This is a genomic window from Citrobacter sp. RHBSTW-00570 (assembly GCF_013739755.1).
Taxonomy (GTDB): Bacteria; Pseudomonadota; Gammaproteobacteria; order Enterobacterales; family Enterobacteriaceae; genus Citrobacter; species Citrobacter braakii.
Genome location: NZ_CP056399.1, coordinates 3,034,891 through 3,054,265, shown reverse-complemented (window position 1 = coordinate 3,054,265; position 19,375 = coordinate 3,034,891). Strand labels below are relative to the sequence as shown.

Here is a 19,375-nt window from a genome sequence, read left to right as displayed (position 1 = left end):
ATAAAGGGCAACGCATTGAGAATCATACAAAACCATATTATGGCCCAGGAAATTGGTGAAACAGTTATCCAGCTACTTGAAAATGGCAAAAGGGTTACGACAGGGAATATCATTGATTTGCTCGAACGGAAAAGTCATGCCTTGCACGGTCAAAAGGCCGATGAGATAAGAGAAATATTGATATTTATCAGGAAAAAATCTGTTCTGTAAACGAGTTATAAATCACCTACGGTGCTCACGGATTATGGTTTCTCAATCAAAGACCTACTGAGAGGCATCCAGCCTGGTAGTGCAAAACTCTTCTTTTCTGGCCCACACAATAGAATGGGCCTTTTTCATTACTAAAAGCTAGGTTGTGATATCTGGACGGTGTGAGGCAATAATGATTACATATTTGTCGATTGACATTGAAATTAATTATTTTCTGTAAGCGCTTTTGTGATTAGGGTTGATAGTGCTTCAAGTTGGATAGCAAGTTGAATGCTCAACCAGACATATCCGTGAACGGCGCTTTCAATGATTTCCTCGCCCTCATTGGCGAGTAAAAGACAATGCAACTCTTTAGTAATTTCGAGAAGATGCTCGCTATTTGATGCTATCGGCGTTGGGTTTCCTTCATGCAAGGCATGTGCGAGGGTGTTGAGGGTGCTACGGGTCATTTGTTCCATATCTGACAGCGTGTGAGTATTCAAAATGAGAAATCGACTGCCACGGGATGCCCAGTGGGCATTTATCTGAAATTTTTGCGCCGCTATCATATCGCGGGTTATCGATTGAATATCTTCAAGTAGACTCTTCGCAATCTTTGTTTCTTTATTTACTGGTGTAATAAGGCTGCGCATTTTTACTACATTATTCAGCGCTCGCGTTTGAAGTTTGGCCATTCTCGGAGGCGCAAGAACGTTTCGGGAGACTCCCGCAGTTGTTATTTTTAGATAATCAGAAAGAAAGTCAGCAAGTTGTATACGCCAGTTAATGAATGCTCTTTGGGGAAAAATGCTGGTAAACAACATCGCCAGAATGCATCCTATAATAATGTTGGTGCTTCGCCACAATGCTGTTTGTAAGTCTCCTGCAGGAGCGCTGCTGACAACCGCCAGCGTGATACCAATCAATAATGCGGCATAGGGACGTTTACTCATGGCCAGAAAACCACAAAGGAAAGCTGCGCATCCACACCACAGCATCATCATAGTGAGAGAGTACATTTCAATGTGTAATGCGATGATCCCCAAAATCGCACCCCCTACAGTTCCCGCCATACGTTCAAGTGCCCTGGGTATCACATTGCCCATGTAACTAATTGGTCCCATGACCACAACCAGTGTAATCAGGGGCCAGGAGTGGTCTGGTAAATTCAACATTCTTATCAGTAAGAAAGTTATAACAAATGCTAAAGCAATACGGATCCCATGAACTACGCGATAGTTGCGGTAAATCTTAAGTTCTAAAGGACTTATCGGTTTATTCCGTTCAATGGAAAAAATATTGTTTTTCATTGGTTAAAATCTTTAACATAGACAGAATTATAAAGAATGTTCAGATATACACTGAAAAAATAAACTCGTCTTACTTTTTTAACTTATAAAAAAGGAGGGCGATGCCTGATATAGGTTATTGTTAATCAATTGCTAATGCAGTAGCGAAAGAAGAAGTAATTTTTAATACCCACATTATCTTTGGATTTGCCATTATGGTGGTAAGCGGTTCTACACATCTTGAGTGGCCCCTGACTTAAATTCAACATGTTGACTTTGACAGATATTAAAAAGTTGTGGACTTCCAAAATACTGGTTAGCATGTTTAAAACGTTTTCTTTTACAGGTTGTTATAAGTCTAATCAAAACAGATCAGATGGTTTCTGTGCACGGCTTTATATCAGCAACGGTATCATTATATTTATAACATATGCACTTTGATGAGCTAAGGCCCGGACCAAAGCTCATGAGATATAAGTTCTGGCTACATTAGATGGAAGCAGTACACAACCTATTCATGTGTTATCGAAAAGCAACTACGTAAACAGAAAGTGCAAGTGCGAGAAATATCCAGTATTGAGAATGGTAATGGAAAAGTTTGAGCATAAATATCCTCCACAGATTCGGTTCCTAATTAATGGCAGATTTAAATGTCAACAACAAACAAAAAAGCATGGGCATTGATTGTTTGATTGTTTCATATTGTTTCAGTGATGCGCTATGACGGTGCGTTTGCACCAACAATAGGATTTTTGCATTGTTATGGTGAGCTTAGTGTCAGCCGGGCATTAAGACGCGATCAATCTACTGATAAATATAACCCAGGCAGCCATATGCGGCTTTTTCTATCCTGTCTGTTACTCTTTGCCAGCCGCACACCGATACCACAAATCTTGCCCGCCGCCTGAATGCCGCAAAGCACACCGGAAATCTTGCCGTTCCTGCCAAAAGCAAAACAGCCGGAGCTGACGTTGTAATCCTCTCTGACATGCTCGGAAATTTCGTAGTAGAAGCTAAATATTATGCTGAGATGGAGGAAATACGACTCTTCCGTGAGTCAAAATCCCTGAAAACTTAGGGTGATAGATAAAGGTCTTAAGCAGCATGACATAATTTTCGATTTAAGCTATTTAAATTCATTTTTATGATAAGAATCATGTGTGATTTCCCTATAAAACTAAATCTTGCTATGTTTGGTTAATCATGCGTTAATGAATTCTTGGTTTGTAACGAATTTATCTAAAGCAAGTGCTGTAATAATTTTATTTCTTGTTCCTGTTGAGACTTCCTTGCTGGCTTTTCTCTCTGATGATTTTTTCGGACCATTCTGCCCAAGGGCTTACTCAAGAAAGGTAATAATTATGTCTAATAAAATGACTGGCTTAGTTAAATGGTTCAATCCTGAAAAAGGTTTTGGGTTTATCACCCCTGAAGATGGCAGTAAAGATGTGTTTGTACACTTTTCTGCTATCCAGAGTAATGATTTCAAGACGCTGAATGAGAATCAGGAAGTTGAGTTTAGTGTTGAACAGGGACCTAAAGGCCCCTCAGCAGTTAATGTCGTGGTTGTATAAGGTAACTGTTATTACACATCATATTCACTTCAGATGCCCGTGTTGCCACGGATCTCAGTACAGAACGTCGAGCTTTGATGTTACTGAAAAAAATCCTTTCGGAGCAAAATGTATTTTTTGCAAATCGATAATGATTACATTTGACAATGTTGCGCTATACATTCGTTCTGGTCAGACTTCGTTAGATTTTAGAAAATAAAGTTCAGGTTCCTTATGGAGCCTTTTTTGTATGCTAAACCGTTCATCTTTGTACGAACCATCACGGTATCATTATGAAAAAAGTAATCGTTTTTTTTAACTCAGAACCGGCAGTTGTTGTATCCGTAATGAAGGGAATTACTTCGATAATGCGTGAGTTTCCCAATGGGGAAAAAGCACACCTGTCCGTGATGTCAGCAGGATTTCCATCTCTGACAGGAGACCATAAAATAGTTTATGTTGCCTCTGATCGCGATGTCAGTTCCGAAGAGATTCTCGAGGCAGCATCGAAGCTTTTGAAGTGACATCTGATTGTTTCTTTACCGACCGAGATAGTAGTCCAGTGGTTTGCAGATTTTTTGCGCTTTTCTTGTATGAAGATTGGACTGCAACCTCTTGATTATTGAGTCTTTCCATTCTATCTTTTAAACATGTCAGCGCTGTTATAAGTGCTCCACGGGGAATGTTACATACTTGGCGTTGATACGTTAGAGATCAAGAGAGGTAAATAATGAACGTCGAAGAGTTAAAAACAAAAACTGAAGCGGATATTTCTGAATTCATTACAAAAAAAATTGTTGAACTCAAAAAAAAGACAGGAAAAGAAGTTTCCGACATCCAGTTTACTGCTCGTGAAAAAATGACTGGGCTTGAAAGCTATGATATTAAAATTACATTGATCTAATCGTTAAAAACCCAGCTTGAATGAAAAGCATTATCTTAAAAGGTAATGCTTTTTTATTGCTGTCAAAAAATTTGGATGTTGTCAAAACCTTCATTTTTAATCATAGAGACAAGTCCTGACTTTTTAATGGGGCCTGTCCGATGCCAGCCCGCGCTATCGGGCTACTGCTGGCTCAGGGCAGGGAATGCACTTGTCGGAAATTTCGTGGTCAGTGGGTATCACATTGAGGGGAGTGGGATGACGTAGTAGCCTGCGAATGGGTTAATTATCATTTCGGTCGGGATTGTTAGATAACCCAACTCCTACTTTTACCGCAGCAAACAACATAATGCACAGAGCGGTAATGACGGTAAATACCAATGAAAGGCTGGTAATCATAAATTTTCTTCATTTCAGATGGATTTGATTATTAGACTAAGGCATAAAGGAAAAGTTCAGGGTAAATATCATAGTATTTCCCGGAAGAAATATCGAAGCGGGTCATTGTATACCAGAGCGGACTGCAGAGAGCCGTATCGAAGAGTGGCGGAGCAACGGTCTCAACGGCCCCTGTGGCTGCAAATATCTATCTTGGCAAACGTCGTCATCTACCCTGTGATATCCCCCTTTTGGATAAAAAATAGGAAGATAAATTAAATGGTTAAATTTTATCCAGACGTGGTACAGTGAATCTCATTCATCGAAAGGGTAATCATCATGTCTCTCATCGATTACGCAATGAAGTACCTCGGCGGCGTATCGACGACTACTGTCATCTGCCCGGCCTGCGGCTTACGTTCATCCCAATCTATTTCTAAAATTCGCCTTAAGCAGACAATGCTGTGCCCTGGCTGTAAAACACTGTTTGTTTCACCACGATAACCCTGACACTTAGTTGCACCTAAACCCTGTGTTCTATACTTAAGTCAAATCTCGGCAGCTGTTAAATCCCTGATGCCTTACGCCCATCCTGAGAGAACGTTTCTGAACTGATTTCGCAACTGCTCCTGCATGCTAACTCTGCATCAGAGCAATGCTATGAAAATGAACCCCAGGGCGTGGTTTAACCGCTCCCATATTCCGATGAATGCTACCGAAAGCGTAACGTTTTCGGCGAACGATCCTGCCGGTGAAAACACGCTGCAGTCGGAACTCTTTTCGACCGCCCAGATGGAACGCTACGGTCAGAAGCTCGCACGGACCCATAAATTATCGCCGGATAAACATCCTTATTATCTTCTAAAAAGACTCGGCGAGAATGAGGCCATCATTACCCAAAGCTGTTATGAGCTTAACGCGGGTAAAAAGACCAGCATCATGCCTGCCGGGGAGTGGTTGCTGGACAATTATTATCTGATTGAGGAACAAATCCGCACTGTCCGTCAGCACTTGCCGAAAAGCTTTGGTAAAGGTCTCCCGTCGCTGATGTCGCCGCTGAATTGCCCACGAATTTACAATATTGCATCAGAGGCCATTGCTCACGGTGACGGGCGCTGGGATGCTGCCAGCCTGACCAGCTATCTCACCGCCTATCAACAGGTGACCCCGCTGACATTAGGTGAAGTCTGGGCGTTACCGGGAATGCTGCGCCTGGCGCTGATTGAAAATCTTCGTCGTATCAGTATCGAAGTGATCAAAGCGCAGCAGGACAGAACGCTGGCTGATATGTGGATAACAAAGATTTTCGGATGTGCAGAGAATGCCCCTGGCGATTTAATCATGGTGGTTGCCGATATGGCACGCTCCCGACCTACGTTAACCAGTGCGTTTGTCGCAGAGCTGGTGCGGCGCCTGCAGGGGCATGGCAATGCGCTGTCGTTACCTCTGACCTGGGTTGATCAGTGCCTTCGGGAACAGGGGATCACCACCGACGTTCTCATACATAATTTCAATCAACAGCTTGCCGCCAGCCAGCTATCTGTCAGTAACAGTATCGCGGGTCTGCGATTACTGAGTGAAACGGATTGGGCTGATTTCGCCGAAACGATAAGTGTCGTCGAACAGGCATTACGCAATGATCCTGCCGGTATCTATCCTCGGATGCACTTCAATACCCGGGATCATTACCGGCACGTTGTTGAGGTCCTGGCCAGAGACAGTGGTCTCAGCGAGCCTGACGTTGCTGACAGGGTGCTGACGCTTTCAGGAAACAGTGCTCCCGATACACTGGAACATCATGTTGGTTTTTATCTCGCAGGCGAAGGTCGGCAGGCGCTGGAAATTCATCTGTTAGCAGACACCTCAAGGCTCATGCGCTTGCGGCACAGTTTCAACAGAATAACCCTGCTGTCATGGCTTGGAAGCCTGGCGTTGTTGACAACCGCAACGACCGCGGCAATTTTGCACGAAACAGCCATGCAGGGCGCAGACTGGCTGTTGATCGCGGTGATATTCCCTCTGATTATTGCTGTAACTCAGTTAATGAGCGATTTACTCAGTGACGCCACCACCCGTTTTCGCGTTCCTCGCCCCTTGCCGCGGATGGATTTCTCAACCGGCATTCCCCCTGACAGCGCCACTCTGTTAGTCATCCCCTGCATGCTGACCAGCCACGCAAGTTTCAGCCAACTCCTCACCAGTCTTGAAGTCTGCTGGCTGGGGAATGAAAACGAAAATCTCAGGTTTGCGCTGCTCACTGATTTCGCTGATTCTGCAAATGAACCCTCGCCGGAAAGCCAGATGCTGCTCAGACAGGCGATCGCCGATACGCAGGCGCTGAATCGCCGCTATCCCTCCAGCCGCCCACGTTTTTATCTGCTACACCGCCAGCCTGAATGGAACCCCGCGGAAGGAACGTGGATGGGCTATGAACGCAAGCGGGGAAAACTGGCGTTACTGAACAACTGGTTGCGCCATCCGGGGACACAATTCGTCAGCGTTGCAGACATGCCTGCTAACCTTTTACCGGGCCACATTAAATACGTCATTACCCTGGACAGTGATACGGTGCTGCCGCGCGATACGGCGCACAAACTGGTCGCGACGATGGCGCATCCGCTGAATACGCCAGAGTATGATCCGGTACGCCAGAGGGTTGTCAAAGGATTTGGCATTTTACAACCCGGCCTTGCGGAGGAGATACCACGCAACGGTCAGGGACGTTACGCCGCCATGCGCAGCAGCATACCGGGCAATAATCCCTATTCGATGATGTCTTCGGATATCTATCAGGACCTTTTTGGGGAAGGATCGTTCGTGGGGAAAGGGATTTACGATGTTGACATTTTTATGCAGGCCACGGCCAACACCTGCCCGGAAAACCTGGTTCTCAGCCATGATCTACTCGAAGGATGCTATGCACGTTCGGGTCTGCTGAGTGAGGTGTTACTCTATGAACAGTACCCGAATAATTATCTGTCGGATGTTGCACGTCGTTCACGCTGGATCCGGGGTGACTGGCAACTGCTTAACTGGCTGAAACCACGTGTCAGAAGAGCCGATGGAACCCGGGCCAGGAATCCGCTGACCGCGCTTTCTTACTGGAAATTACTCGATAATCTGCGTCGCAGTCTGGTCGCCCCCTCATTACTGGTATTGCTGTTCTTCACCCTGCTAGGGGTACCTAATCCGGTTTACTGGCTGGGCGTACTGTCGCTGATATGGCTGTTGCCAACCATCCTCTGCATCACCCATGACCTGCTGCATAAACCTCTGCGTCGCCGCCTGAAGCCGCATCTGTTACTGGTAGGGGCGGGCGCGCTGAAGCGTTTGTCAGGTATCGGCCTTAATTTTGCGATACTGCCGCATGAAGCCGGATATTCGCTAAAAGCGATCGCCGTGACGTTATGGCGATTGGGGTTCAGCAGGCGTCACCTCAGCCAGTGGGTCAGCCACAGCCAGGACAGCAATCAGGCCGGACCCACTGTCGCGCGTTTTTATCAGGCGATGTGGCTGAATGTTGCATGTGGTGTGATGCTGATAATACTGACCGGACAATTTGCTCCACAACTGCTGGGGATTGCGTTGCCGATCGGTTTGTTATGGTGTGCGGCACCGCTGCTGATGAGCTGGCTGAGTCGTCAGCCTGCGCGTAAGGTGTTTTCGCCCAATCCGGAACAAAAACAGCTGTTGCGCCAGACAAGCCGTGAAATCTGGGCGTTTTTTGAAACCTTTGCCACAGAAAAAGAGAACTGGCTTCCGCCTGATAACTACCAGGAAATACCGCAGCCGACGGTGGCCCATCGAACTTCTCCTACCAATATTGGCCTTTCCCTCATGGCTAACCTGACGGCATGGGACTTTGGCTACCTGCCCGGCGGGGAAGTGCTCCGGCGCGTATCGCTCACGCTCGACACAATGGATAAAATGGAGCACTACCGGGGCCATCTCTACAACTGGTATGACACTCGTACGCTGGCCCCCCTCAGCCCACGCTATATCTCAAGCGTTGACAGCGGCAACATGGCAGGGCATTTGTTGACACTGCGTGCAGGGCTGTCCGCCATGCGTCATCAGCCAGTTTTAAACCGCCAACAGATACTGGCAGGGCTGAACGATACGCTGGATATTCTGGAAAAACAGTGGGGGCAGAACCCGCCTGACAGCTTGCGGTTGTTGCGAAAACACTGCCTGAGCGCGGTGTCGCTCTCTCCGCAGACATTTTTCAGCGAGCTGAAAAATATGCGCACCCAGTGCAATCACCTGAACACGCTATGCCATCAGGGATCTCCTCTTCAGATGCGTTGGGCAGGACATCTGGAGCATCAACTGGTTCAGCTTTGCCATGAGTGGTCGCTGCTGCTTGGTTGGTTACCTGCATCCTGGAACGAACAGACGCTGCCGACTTTGTGCGAGCTTGCCCGCGCAACATTTACTGGTGTAGGAACCCCCCCGGCGTCAGCGACGGAGCAGGCCCGGATGCGACTCAATATTATCACTGAACTTGAACAACGGCTGGATGAGCATGCCCGGATGGATTTCGCCTTTCTGTACAGCGAAGCAACCAGTCTGCTCAGTGTTGGCTATAACTGTGACACGAATATGCCTGACAAGAGCCACTACGATCTTCTGCCGTCTGAAATCCGCCTGACCAGCTTTCTTGCCATTGCCACTAATCAACTGCCTCTTAAAAGCTGGTACGCGCTTGGGCGACTGTTCACCACCATTGACAATGAAACAGCCCTGATGTCATGGAGCGGGTCAATGTTTGAATACCTGATGCCGAATCTGGTAATGCCCACCTGGCCTGGCAGCCTGCTCGATGAAATGAGTCAGTCGGCGGTTATGCGCCAGATTCATTGGGGGAAAGAACGCGGAGTACCGTGGGGCGTTTCAGAGTCTGGTTATCATGCTTTTGATGTTCAGCATAATTATCAATATCAGGCATTTGGTGTGCCGGGTCTCGGCCTGCGCAGGGGGCTTGCTGATGACATGGTTGTCGCCCCTTACGCCACACTGCTGGCGTTGATGGTCTCGCCACAGAAAGCCTGTGAGAACCTGATCAGGCTGCAAAAAAATGGCGCGCATGGTGAATACGGTTTTTATGAAGCGCTGGACTATACTCCCTCACGCCTCGCAACCGGTCAGCTCTATGCGGTGGTTCAGTCCTGGATGGCGCATCACCAGGGCATGGCGTTTCAGGCGCTGGCTCATGTGCTACTTGACGCCCCGATGACTGAACGCTTCATGTCCAGTACGGTCTTCCGATCAGCGAGCCTGCTGTTACAGGAACGCGTGCCGGATGCAGTTGATCTGTACAGTCCGCGCCGTCATTTTGAATCTCATGAGGGCAGGGTCAAACCCGTTCGCTATGAACCCCGTATTTTCTATGGCGTGGACACGCCGGCCCCGGATATTCAACTGCTGTCCAACAACCATTATCATCTGATGTTGACCACGGGCGGCGGCGGCTACAGTCGCTGGAATAATATTGCGCTCACGCGCTGGCGCAGTGATACCACCCGCGATAACTGGGGAGCATTCTGCTATATCCGCGATATACAGACGGGGAATGTGTCGAGCAATACCTGGCAACCGACAGCCCACACCAGCGGGCATGACGAGGAAGTGATATTCACCGATGCGAGTGCTGAATTCAGACGCACTTTCGATGGGCTCAGCGTCAAAACTCAGGTTGTGATCTCCCCGGAGGATGATATTGAGTTGCGACGACTCACACTGATTCATCGTGGTCGCCAGCCTCGCTCTCTGGAACTGACAACCTATGCCGAAGTAGTACTGGCACCTGAAGCCAGCGATCTGGCACACCCGGCATTTAGCAATTTGTTTATTCAGACGGAACTGGATCCTGAGCGTGACGCTATTCTTTGCCACCGGCGCCCGCGTTCACCGGGTGAAGCGAGTCCCTGCCTGTTTCACATGATGGTGGTGCATGGCGATAACCGTCATAACGTTTCGTTTGAAACAGACAGGGCAAAATTTCTTGGTCGTGGCAGAAACCCTGCTGATGCCCAGGCAATAAAGGCAGGCGGGGCGCTCAGCAACACGTCGGGGTCAGTGCTGGATCCGATCCTGGCAATACGCCACGCCATCACCCTGCAGCCGGGGCAGCCGGTCACGATTGATATCATTTATGGCATCAGCGAGACCCGCCAGCAGAGTCTGGCGTTGCTGGAAAAATACCGCGATTACCCTATCGCTGATCGCGTCTTTGAACTGGCCTGGTCTCACAGTCTGGTGGTATTACGCCAGATGAACGCCAGTGAAGATGATGCCACTTTGTTTAATCGTCTTGCCAGCGCGGTGCTTTACCCTGTCCAGGAGCTGCGCGCCGAAGGCCAGGCGATCAGCCGCAACCGGCGTGGTCAGTCCGGTCTGTGGGGCTGGGCAATTTCAGGCGATCTGCCGATAGTGCTGCTCAGTATTACCAGCGAGGAAAGTATTGCCTCAGTGACCACACTGATTCAGGCGCACCGTTACTGGAGACAGAAAGGGCTGGATGTTGATTTGGTTATCCTGAATAACAGTCCCGGCGGCTACCAGCAGGGCTTACAAAATCAGATTATGGACTTAATTTATGCCGGGTCTGAAGCCAGTCTGCTGGACAAAACGGGCGGTATTTTTGTTCGTAATGGCGAGCATCTCTCTGCTGAGGATAAGTTGCTTTTGATGAGCGTGGCCTGTCTTTATCTTGATGACCGCACAGGCAGTATCAATGAGCAGCTTAATCAGCGTACTCATACCCTTAAACCTCAGGCCAGAGCACTCATTCCACGGGCTGTACGCGAGCGTAATCAACATACGGACTGGAGTCCCGATATCAGTCAGTTATGCCATTTCAATGGTTACGGTGGATTTTCTCAGGATGGTCGGGAATATCAGATTGTCCTGCGGGAAGATGCGCAGACACCGGCTCCCTGGTCAAACGTATTGGCAAATGCCCGTTTTGGCACTGTGATTTCAGAGGCGGGACAGGCCTACTCCTGGTATGAGAATGCACATGAATACCGGTTGACACCGTGGGAGAACGATCCGGTGAGCGATCGCAGCGGCGAGGCGTTTTATCTGCGCGATGAAGAGAGTGGTGAGTGTTGGTCACCGACGGCTTTACCTGTTCGCGGACATGGTGATTACCTGACCCGCCATGGTTTCGGTTACAGCGTGTTTGCCCATCGAGAGAATGGTATAGACAGCGAGCTGACGGTCCTGGTTGCCGAAGAGGCGCCGGTTAAGCTGGCGCTCCTGACGCTCAGTAACTCTTCGGGGCGGACACGCAAACTTTCCGTCACCGGCTATGTGGAGTGGACGCTCGGAGGAACACGAACTCGCTCAGCCCCTCACATTGTGACACATGCGGCCAGACCGCCTGGCGGCTGCGGAGTGCTGGCGAACAACTTTTATGGTGATAACGGTAGCGGTCGTACTGCCTTTTTTGCCGTCAGCGGTAATGACTGTTCGTTGACCGGGGACCGCCGGGAGTTTATCGGTCGTAATGGTTCTCTGCACGCCCCGTCGGTCATGAAGCTACGCAGGCTTTCAGGTAAAACGGGCGCCGGTCTGGATCCCTGCGGGGCAGTACAATCGGCGGTTACATTAATTGATGGCGATCAGAGGACGTTTATTTTTATCCTCGGCGCAGAGGAGAATCATATTCGAGCTCAGGAGACGCTTGCCCGTTATATGAATGAGGAGACGGTCCGCGAGGAGCTGAACCGGGTTCACAGCCACTGGCACAATGTGCTTGATAAAATTGTGGTTAACACCCCCGACACATCGGTAAATTTACTGGTGAATGGCTGGCTATTGTACCAGACGGTAGCCTGTCGCCTGATGGCTCGCAGCGGTTACTACCAGTCCGGCGGCGCATTTGGTTTTCGCGATCAACTGCAGGATACGCTGGCGCTGAGTCATGCTGATCCGAACCGGATGAGAGAACAGATAATCCTGTGTGCATCACGGCAATTTATTGAGGGTGATGTACAGCACTGGTGGCACCCGCCACACGGCAACGGGGTGCGCACGCGCTGTTCCGATGACTATCTGTGGCTTCCGCTTGCCGTTTGCCACTATGTTGAAACGACGGGGGATATGGATGTACTGGAAACACGTATTCCTTATCTGGAGGGACGTCCGCTTCAGCCTGGTGAAGAGTCTGCCTATGATACGCCGGTGATCAGCGGTACCGAAGAGACACTCTGGTTACACTGCGTCAAAGCCATTAAGTATGGACAACAGTTCGGGGAGCATGGTCTGCCGCTGATGGGGGCGGGTGACTGGAATGACGGCATGAACCGGGTGGGGATCGAAGGCAGGGGTGAAAGCGTCTGGCTGGGCTTCTTTCTGTTCGATATTTTGCAGCGGTTTGCGGTGCTGGCTGATCGCAGGCTGGATGAAAGTGTCGCCTCAATGTGCCGTTCACAGGTTGTGCGCCTGCAAAGCAATCTCGAAGCCCACGCCTGGGATGGCGAATGGTACCGGCGTGGATATTTTGACGATGGTACTCCCTTGGGGTCGAAAGCCTCACAGGACTGCCGGATTGATGCGATTGCCCAGAGCTGGTCAGTATTGTCCGGGGCCGCTAGCCCGGGACGGTGCGCAAAGGCCATGCAGGCGCTGGATAAGCACCTTGTGAATAGCGAGGGGGGACTGATAAAACTATTAACGCCGCCTTTCGATGGGCACGGTCCAAATCCGGGGTACATACAGGGTTACCTGCCTGGTGTGCGGGAAAACGGAGGGCAGTATACACATGGCGCTATCTGGGCTGTAATGGCATTTGCCCGAATGGGGAATGCCGAACGTGCCTGGCAACTCTGGTCCATGCTCAGCCCGATAAATCATACTCTGAATGCGAACTCAGTCGGGATTTATAAAGCCGAGCCTTATGTCATGAGCGCTGATGTCTACAGCGTCGCTCCCCATATCGGACGTGCCGGATGGAGCTGGTATACCGGTTCATCAGGCTGGGCCTGGCGTTTACTTACCGAGGAATTACTGGGGATAAAACGTTCCGGTGCTGATCTTACGGTTCATGCCCGGTTGCCGGATGGGTGGCCGTCTTTTTCTATGGCTTATCAATATGGCGAAAGCCATTATCAGATTAGTGTCTCACGCGGCGATGCAGAATATCGCGTTACACTGGATGGTGCTCTCCTCCCTGATGACAGAATACCGCTGCGGGATGATGGACAAAACCATACGGTTGAGATTATTCAGAACTGATACTGAGTCCGGACGCGCATTAACGTCTGCCGTTAATGCGCTGATTATCCCTGAGAACCTCAATCGCTGTCTGCATGGCGATTTTGTCATCTCGTTTTTTTTGCTTGTCCTGCATGACCTGAAGGTATTCCAGCAAAGTTCGGGTATTAATAGGTCGGCCCTGTTTGCCGACTGCCAGCACGGCTTCGCCAAGAATAATTTTCACTGGTGGCAACTGGGCCGGGTACCAGTCAAGGGTGTCTTCTGATTTCATGATAAATTTCTCACGGAAGGGTATTATATCATAAATCAGACGTTTAATTTTCAATATCTGATATCCTGATTTAATCATAAATTAACATAACTTAAGCCAGTTATTTTTATATTAAGGCGTATAATAATTACTGTGTTCCTCAGAGAATTATTTATGTCTTATACAAAAGGACTCAGGCACTTTAAAGAAAGACCGGTGCATGTTGCCTGCCCGGTATGCGCATACAGAGCCGATCAGAAAGCAGGTAAACTAAGAAAAGATGCGGTTCTGGAGTGCCCTGCCTGCGGGCTGTTGTTCAGACCATCAGAATGCTGGTGTATCGGCGGCTGATCGGCTTCTGCCACCTAACGTGAGTGATGTTGGGAAATGACAATATTGCTCCTGTACTGCAGTTTGAGAGGATATGATGATGAAATCTAAAAAATCTATTTTTATTGAAGGACATATCCTTTCGAACAGCTGTCATGGGCAGGTTGGTCAATCTTTCTGTATCCACAGGGCCAGGTTTAATAATGGTAAATATGCGATTATCCGGGAAGCATCAGGAATATGTTTCAAGCCTGGCGAAATTATTCAACGAAACGATTGCGAGTGGTTTTATAACCTTACCAAAATTCGCCTTCTCTCATTTGAGTACCTTGAAGATGATGAATCCAGAAGACAATTTCTTGAATATCGATAATAAATTCATGCTTATCATGACGGCATATTTTTGCGGGTTTACAATTCCTTTCTGATTTTACAAATCTTATCCCCGTTCGTGACCTGGCATGCAGTTTACTTGAGGGTAAACTGCATGCCATGATCATTTTAACTTTATAGGTAATATCGGTTAACTATCAATGTCGCTAACCTTCTTGTTCAGCAAGCGGGAGGCGCGCCAGTAGATCAGCAGCATCAGACCCATGACGATGGTCAGCGTAATGCTGGTGGCAGCACCGAACGGCCAATCGCGGATGTTCAGGAACTGAACTTTAATCACGTTGCCAATCAGCAGGTTTTTCGCCCCGCCCATTAAATCGGAAACGTAAAACAGCCCCATTGCGGGCAGCATAACCAGCAGGCATCCGGCGATAATTCCCGGCATCGTTAACGGAATAATGATGCGGGTGAAGGTCTGAAGTTTACTGGCGCCCAAATCGCGCGCGGCTTCCAGCAGCGGTTTATCGAGCTTTTCAATGCTGGAATAGAGCGGCATCACCATAAACGGCAGCAGGATGTACACCAGGCCGATAATCACCGCGCTGGGGGTAAACATGATGCGAATGGGGGTATCGATAACGCCGAGCCACAACAGAAATTCGTTGAGGTAGCCCTTGGTACTGAGGAATATTTTGAGTCCGTAGATGCGAATAAGCGAGTTGGTCCAGAACGGAACAATCAGCAGGAACAGCAGCAATGGACGCACTTTTTCCGGCAGTTTCACCAAAAACCAGGCAAACGGATAGCCGAGCACCAGACAGGCGAGCGTGGCAATCAGCGCCATATTGAGGGAGTGAACCAGTACCTCAAAATAGAGCGGATCGAGCAGGCGTGTATAGTTTTCCAGCGTAAAGACCATTTTGACGAAATTGGCATCGTCGCGGGTCAAAAAGCTGGTGCCGATGATCATCAGGTTGGGCAGAAAGACAAATAACACAAGCCAACCGACAATGGTGACGATCACCACACTCTGGAATTTACTTGTGTTCTTCATCAGCCAGTACGACCTCCCAGCTTTCTACCCAGTTAATCGCCATTTTCTGGTCGAGAGAGTGGTCAAAGTCAGGATCGTCTTCGTTGAAGAATTCACTGACCATCACCATCTTGCCATTTTCCAGTTCCACAACCGACTCCAGCGTCATGCCCTTGTAGTTGCGTTCACGCACGTAGCCGATCAGGCCTTCAATATGATTGTCGTCGTTGATTTCATCAACGCGCAGATCTTCAGGGCGTAACAGGACGTGCAGCTTCTGCCCGGGAATCACCGCGAAGTTGACATAAATATTGCACTCGCGACCTTCAACGTTAGCACGAACGCGCTGTTCGTCCAGACGTTCTATCACCGTCGCGTTAAACATATTGATCTCACCGATAAACCCGGCGACGAACAGATTTTTCGGCTCTTCGTAGATTTCGCGCGGCGTACCGTCCTGCTCAATCTTGCCATCGCGCATCACCACGATACGGTCTGACATGGTCAGCGCCTCTTCCTGATCGTGAGTGACAAAGACAAAGGTGATACCAAGCTTACGTTGCAGCGCTTTCAGTTCGTTCTGCATCTGCTTGCGCAGTTTGTAGTCCAGCGCAGAGAGAGATTCGTCTAACAGGAGTAAACGGGGTTTATTGACCACCGCTCGGGCAATCGCTACGCGCTGCTGCTGTCCACCGGAGAGTTGATGCGGTTTTCGCTGGGCGAACTCTTCCAGCTGCACCATGCGCAGAGCTTCGGTAACGCGGGGAGGAATGTCGGCTGCGGGCGTTTTTTGCATGCGTAAGCCAAAGGCCACATTCTCAAAAACGGTCATGTGGGGAAATAACGCATAGCTTTGGAAGACGGTGTTCACGTAGCGGTTTTCCGCAGGAACGTGAGTGATGTCCTGGTTGTCCAACATGATATGACCGGAATCAACCGTTTCCAGACCGGCAATCAGGCGAAGAACGGTTGTTTTACCGCAGCCAGAGGGGCCAAGCAGCGTGAGAAACTCGCCATTATTGATGGTCAAATCTAGGCTGGAAATCACCTCTTTGCCATCGAAACTTTTGCGAATTCCCGCTAATTGCACCAGTGGAGAAAGCGAACGCGGTTGTTTATTCAATTTTTTACTCTGTCCCATGTAAACGCAACGGATGGCTGACCGCTGCGGGGTTCGTGGTTAACCACCTTGATGACTCTTAATGAGGGCCGTTATTCTACGGCAAACCATGGTAATCGCCAATCCTTGTTGCGAATTACTGACTTAGCCCTATAGTCAGAGGGGATGTCAGGGCGAAATATTCTCACTTGCGGGGATAAAAGTGACCTGACGCAATATTTGTCTTTTGTTGCTTATTGATAATGTTGTCACAAAAAGTGAGGGTGACTGCATGGATAAACTACTTGAGCGTTTTTTACACTACGTGTCGCTGGACACCCAATCAAAATCGGGCGTGCGGCAGGTACCCAGCACCGAAGGACAGTGGAAGTTATTACAACTGCTCAAACAACAGCTCGAAGAGATGGGGCTGGTTAACATTTCACTGAGCGAAAAGGGGACGCTGATGGCCACGTTGCCCGCTAACGTTGCTGGCAATATTCCCGCGATCGGCTTTATTTCCCATGTGGATACCTCACCGGATTTCAGCGGTAAAAACGTTAATCCGCAAATCGTTGAAAACTATCGCGGCGGCGATATTGCGTTAGGCATTGGTGATGAAGTTCTGTCGCCGGTGATGTTCCCGGTGCTGCATCAACTTCTGGGTCAGACGCTGATCACCACAGACGGTAAAACGCTGCTGGGCGCGGATGATAAAGCTGGCGTGGCGGAAATCATGACCGCGCTGGCGGTGCTCATCCAAAAAGATATTCCGCACGGTGATATCCGCGTGGCCTTTACGCCGGACGAAGAGGTTGGTAAAGGGGCGAAGCATTTTGACGTTGCGGCATTTGATGCGCAGTGGGCCTATACCGTTGACGGCGGTGGCGTGGGAGAGCTGGAATTTGAAAACTTCAACGCCGCGTCGGTTAATATCAAAATTGTCGGCAACAATGTCCATCCCGGTACCGCAAAAGGGGTGATGGTGAATGCGCTGTCGCTGGCTGCTCGTATTCATGCTGAGGTTCCGGCAGACGAAAGCCCGGAAACGACGGAAGGCTACGAAGGCTTTTATCATCTGGCGAGCATGAAAGGGACGGTCGATCGGGCGGATATGCACTACATCATCCGTGATTTTGACCGCAAGCAGTTTGAAGCGCGCAAACGCAAGATCATGGAGATCGCCAAAAAGGTCGGCAAAGGGTTACACCCGGATTGCTATATCGAACTGGTGATTGAAGACAGCTACTACAATATGCGCGAAAAAGTGATTGAGCATCCGCATGTGCTGGATATCGCCCAGAAGGCGATGCGCGATTGCGATATTGAGCCGGTGCTGAAACCTATTCGTGGCGGCACCGACGGCGCGCAGCTGTCGTTTATGGGATTACCGTGTCCGAATCTGTTCACCGGAGGCTACAACTATCATGGTAAACATGAGTTTGTAACTCTGGAAGGAATGGAAAAAGCGGTGCGGGTGATTGTACGTATTGCGGAGTTAACCGCAAAGCAGCAGTAAATTTATCGATAGATGCCGGATAGCGCTTTGCTTATCCGGCCTACAGTATTTCACTCCAAAAGGCCTGATAGGACGCGCTAGCGTCGCATCAGGCAACGTTCGTATTATCCTTCGAAGAACCAGTATCCGCTGTTAACCAGTGCGGCAAGCATGGCAAGGAAAGACGGATCTTCCAGCGCATCCTCAAAGTTCTCGGCCGTCAGAACAATATGGCTGGCAAGTGCTTCCAGGGCAGGGCGATGCGGTGAATCAATTTTCTCACCGTTGGCGTAGACGTCATCGCCAATGCGCAATACGCGCAATCCGCCCAGACGCACTAACACATCCCCTTGCTTCAGGGCATCGTAAATTTCGTCTGGCTGATACGGCGGCTCCGGTGGAGCAATATCCAGCTCATGACGAGACTGAGATATAAACTCGCCAAACCACTGCTGGAAATGTTCCGGCTGATTAATCAGTCCAAGCATCATTTCACGCAGCTTGTCCATTTCCTGCGGCAGAACGTCAGCCGGATGATCGCGCGGCGGCAGGTCAGGATCGCTGTAATACGTGCTGCCCAGCTCACGTTGCAAAACGTAATCGGCGAACCCGCTGATCAGTTCGCGAGTATTCGGCGCGCGGAAACCGACCGAATAGTTCATGGCGTTTTCCAGCGCATAGCCTTCGTGCGGGAATCCTGGTGGAATGTACAGGATATCGCCGGGTTCCAGCTCTTCATCGATGATGGCTTCAAACGGGGCGACCTGCAGCAGGTCCGGGTGAGGGCAGTGCTGCTTCAACTGCAGTTTTTCGCCCACGCGCCAGCGACGTCGACCGGTTCCCTGAATGATAAACACATCGTACTGATCAAGATGTGGGCCAACGCCGCCGCCGGGGACAGAGAAGGAGATCATCAGATCGTCAATCCGCCAGTCCGGCAGTTCGCGAAACGGGCGCATCAGCGCGGCGGTTGGCTCATGCCAGTGATTGACCGCCTGTACCAGCAGCGACCAGTTGTTCTCGCCGAGATGATCATAGCTTTCGAACGGACCGTGGCTAACCTGCCATTTACCGTCCTGGTGGCTGACGAGTCGGCTGTCGACTTCGCTTTCCATTGCCAGTCCAGCCAGTTCGTCAGGAGAGAGTGGATCAATAAAGTTGTTAAACCCGCGTTTTAAGACCACCGGGCGTTTCTGCCAGTGGCGTTCAAGAAAATCGGGCCAGTTAAGTGTGAGTTGGTATTCCATAATGAGCATCCCGCAGGCTGGTATCTGCAACCGATTATAACGGATACTTAACCGCAAGCGGGAAATCA

13 protein-coding genes are annotated in these 19,375 nt (G+C 49.5%); 8 read left to right on the top strand and 5 right to left on the bottom strand.

Features of this window, described 5'->3' with window-relative positions:
- Positions 1 to 39 precede the first annotated feature (39 nt).
- Positions 40 to 210, top strand: coding sequence for a hypothetical protein (locus HV237_RS14545; RefSeq protein WP_230852500.1), 171 nt, complete (start codon positions 40 to 42; stop codon positions 208 to 210).
- Positions 211 to 413: 203 nt separating this feature from the next.
- Here the strand turns inward: HV237_RS14545 and HV237_RS14540 are convergent, their stop codons facing one another.
- Positions 414 to 1,499, bottom strand: coding sequence for an FUSC family protein (locus HV237_RS14540; protein WP_047359316.1), 1,086 nt, complete (start codon positions 1,497 to 1,499; stop codon positions 414 to 416).
- A 1,340-nt stretch (positions 1,500 to 2,839) separates the two neighbouring features.
- Here HV237_RS14540 and cspG point away from each other — a divergent pair.
- The 6 genes from cspG (at position 2,840) to HV237_RS14515 (ending at position 13,535) form a co-directional block, all read left to right on the top strand.
- Complete coding sequence (gene cspG / locus HV237_RS14535) at positions 2,840 to 3,052, top strand: cold shock protein CspG (protein WP_047359315.1); 213 nt, start codon at positions 2,840 to 2,842, stop codon at positions 3,050 to 3,052.
- Between the two features lie 10 nt (positions 3,053 to 3,062).
- The gene (locus HV237_RS14530) at positions 3,063 to 3,251 is read left to right on the top strand and encodes a cold-shock protein (protein WP_100250067.1); all 189 of its coding nucleotides are present in this window, start codon (positions 3,063 to 3,065) and stop codon (positions 3,249 to 3,251) included.
- Positions 3,252 to 3,324: 73 nt separating this feature from the next.
- Positions 3,325 to 3,555: a hypothetical protein gene (locus HV237_RS14525; protein ID WP_019076503.1), complete on the top strand. Its 231-nt coding sequence runs from the start codon at positions 3,325 to 3,327 to the stop codon at positions 3,553 to 3,555.
- 206 nt (positions 3,556 to 3,761) lie between these two features.
- Entirely contained in the window at positions 3,762 to 3,935 is a 174-nt protein-coding gene (locus tag HV237_RS14520; RefSeq protein ID WP_016152691.1) for an addiction module toxin, GnsA/GnsB family, read from the top strand.
- A gap of 696 nt (positions 3,936 to 4,631) precedes the next feature.
- Complete coding sequence (locus HV237_RS26055) at positions 4,632 to 4,796, top strand: YnfU family zinc-binding protein (RefSeq protein ID WP_175299807.1); 165 nt, start codon at positions 4,632 to 4,634, stop codon at positions 4,794 to 4,796.
- 156 nt (positions 4,797 to 4,952) lie between these two features.
- A complete protein-coding gene (locus HV237_RS14515; protein WP_181541565.1) occupies positions 4,953 to 13,535 on the top strand; it encodes a glucoamylase family protein in 8,583 nt (2,860 codons plus the stop codon).
- 19 nt (positions 13,536 to 13,554) lie between these two features.
- Here the strand turns inward: HV237_RS14515 and HV237_RS14510 are convergent, their stop codons facing one another.
- The 3 genes from HV237_RS14510 to potA form a co-directional block, all read right to left on the bottom strand.
- Positions 13,555 to 13,788, bottom strand: a complete 234-nt coding sequence (locus tag HV237_RS14510; protein WP_029139493.1) for a hypothetical protein — start codon at positions 13,786 to 13,788, stop codon at positions 13,555 to 13,557.
- 832 nt (positions 13,789 to 14,620) lie between these two features.
- On the bottom strand, positions 14,621 to 15,484 hold the full coding sequence (potB, locus tag HV237_RS14505; RefSeq protein WP_016150058.1) for a spermidine/putrescine ABC transporter permease PotB: 864 nt from the start codon (positions 15,482 to 15,484) through the stop codon (positions 14,621 to 14,623).
- Positions 15,468 to 16,604, bottom strand: coding sequence for a spermidine/putrescine ABC transporter ATP-binding protein PotA (gene potA / locus HV237_RS14500; protein WP_016152695.1), 1,137 nt, complete (start codon positions 16,602 to 16,604; stop codon positions 15,468 to 15,470). The genes potB and potA overlap by 17 nt, the downstream gene beginning before the upstream one ends.
- 250 nt (positions 16,605 to 16,854) lie before the next feature.
- On the opposite strand from potA, the gene pepT reads away from it, so the two are divergent.
- Positions 16,855 to 18,081 (top strand): peptidase T, encoded by a 1,227-nt coding sequence (gene pepT, locus HV237_RS14495; RefSeq protein ID WP_016152696.1) that lies wholly within the window; start codon positions 16,855 to 16,857, stop codon positions 18,079 to 18,081.
- Positions 18,082 to 18,185: 104 nt separating this feature from the next.
- Here the strand turns inward: pepT and roxA are convergent, their stop codons facing one another.
- Positions 18,186 to 19,307, bottom strand: coding sequence for a [50S ribosomal protein L16]-arginine 3-hydroxylase (gene roxA, locus HV237_RS14490; RefSeq protein WP_016152697.1), 1,122 nt, complete (start codon positions 19,305 to 19,307; stop codon positions 18,186 to 18,188).
- Positions 19,308 to 19,375 lie beyond the last annotated feature (68 nt).

Bases quoted from the DNA above. Each gene is read 5' to 3' on its own strand.
- potB (WP_016150058.1), bottom strand. From the start codon at position 15,484: ATGAAGAACACAAGTAAATTCCAGAGTGTGGTGATCGTCACCATTGTC.
- roxA (WP_016152697.1), bottom strand. From the start codon at position 19,307: ATGGAATACCAACTCACACTTAACTGGCCCGATTTTCTTGAACGCCAC.
- HV237_RS26055 (WP_175299807.1), top strand. From the start codon at position 4,632: ATGTCTCTCATCGATTACGCAATGAAGTACCTCGGCGGCGTATCGACG.
- HV237_RS14545 (WP_230852500.1), top strand. From the start codon at position 40: ATGGCCCAGGAAATTGGTGAAACAGTTATCCAGCTACTTGAAAATGGC.
- HV237_RS14540 (WP_047359316.1), bottom strand. From the start codon at position 1,499: ATGAAAAACAATATTTTTTCCATTGAACGGAATAAACCGATAAGTCCT.
- HV237_RS14515 (WP_181541565.1), top strand. From the start codon at position 4,953: ATGAAAATGAACCCCAGGGCGTGGTTTAACCGCTCCCATATTCCGATG.
- HV237_RS14510 (WP_029139493.1), bottom strand. From the start codon at position 13,788: ATGAAATCAGAAGACACCCTTGACTGGTACCCGGCCCAGTTGCCACCA.
- potA (WP_016152695.1), bottom strand. From the start codon at position 16,604: ATGGGACAGAGTAAAAAATTGAATAAACAACCGCGTTCGCTTTCTCCA.
- HV237_RS14520 (WP_016152691.1), top strand. From the start codon at position 3,762: ATGAACGTCGAAGAGTTAAAAACAAAAACTGAAGCGGATATTTCTGAA.
- cspG (WP_047359315.1), top strand. From the start codon at position 2,840: ATGTCTAATAAAATGACTGGCTTAGTTAAATGGTTCAATCCTGAAAAA.
- pepT (WP_016152696.1), top strand. From the start codon at position 16,855: ATGGATAAACTACTTGAGCGTTTTTTACACTACGTGTCGCTGGACACC.
- HV237_RS14525 (WP_019076503.1), top strand. From the start codon at position 3,325: ATGAAAAAAGTAATCGTTTTTTTTAACTCAGAACCGGCAGTTGTTGTA.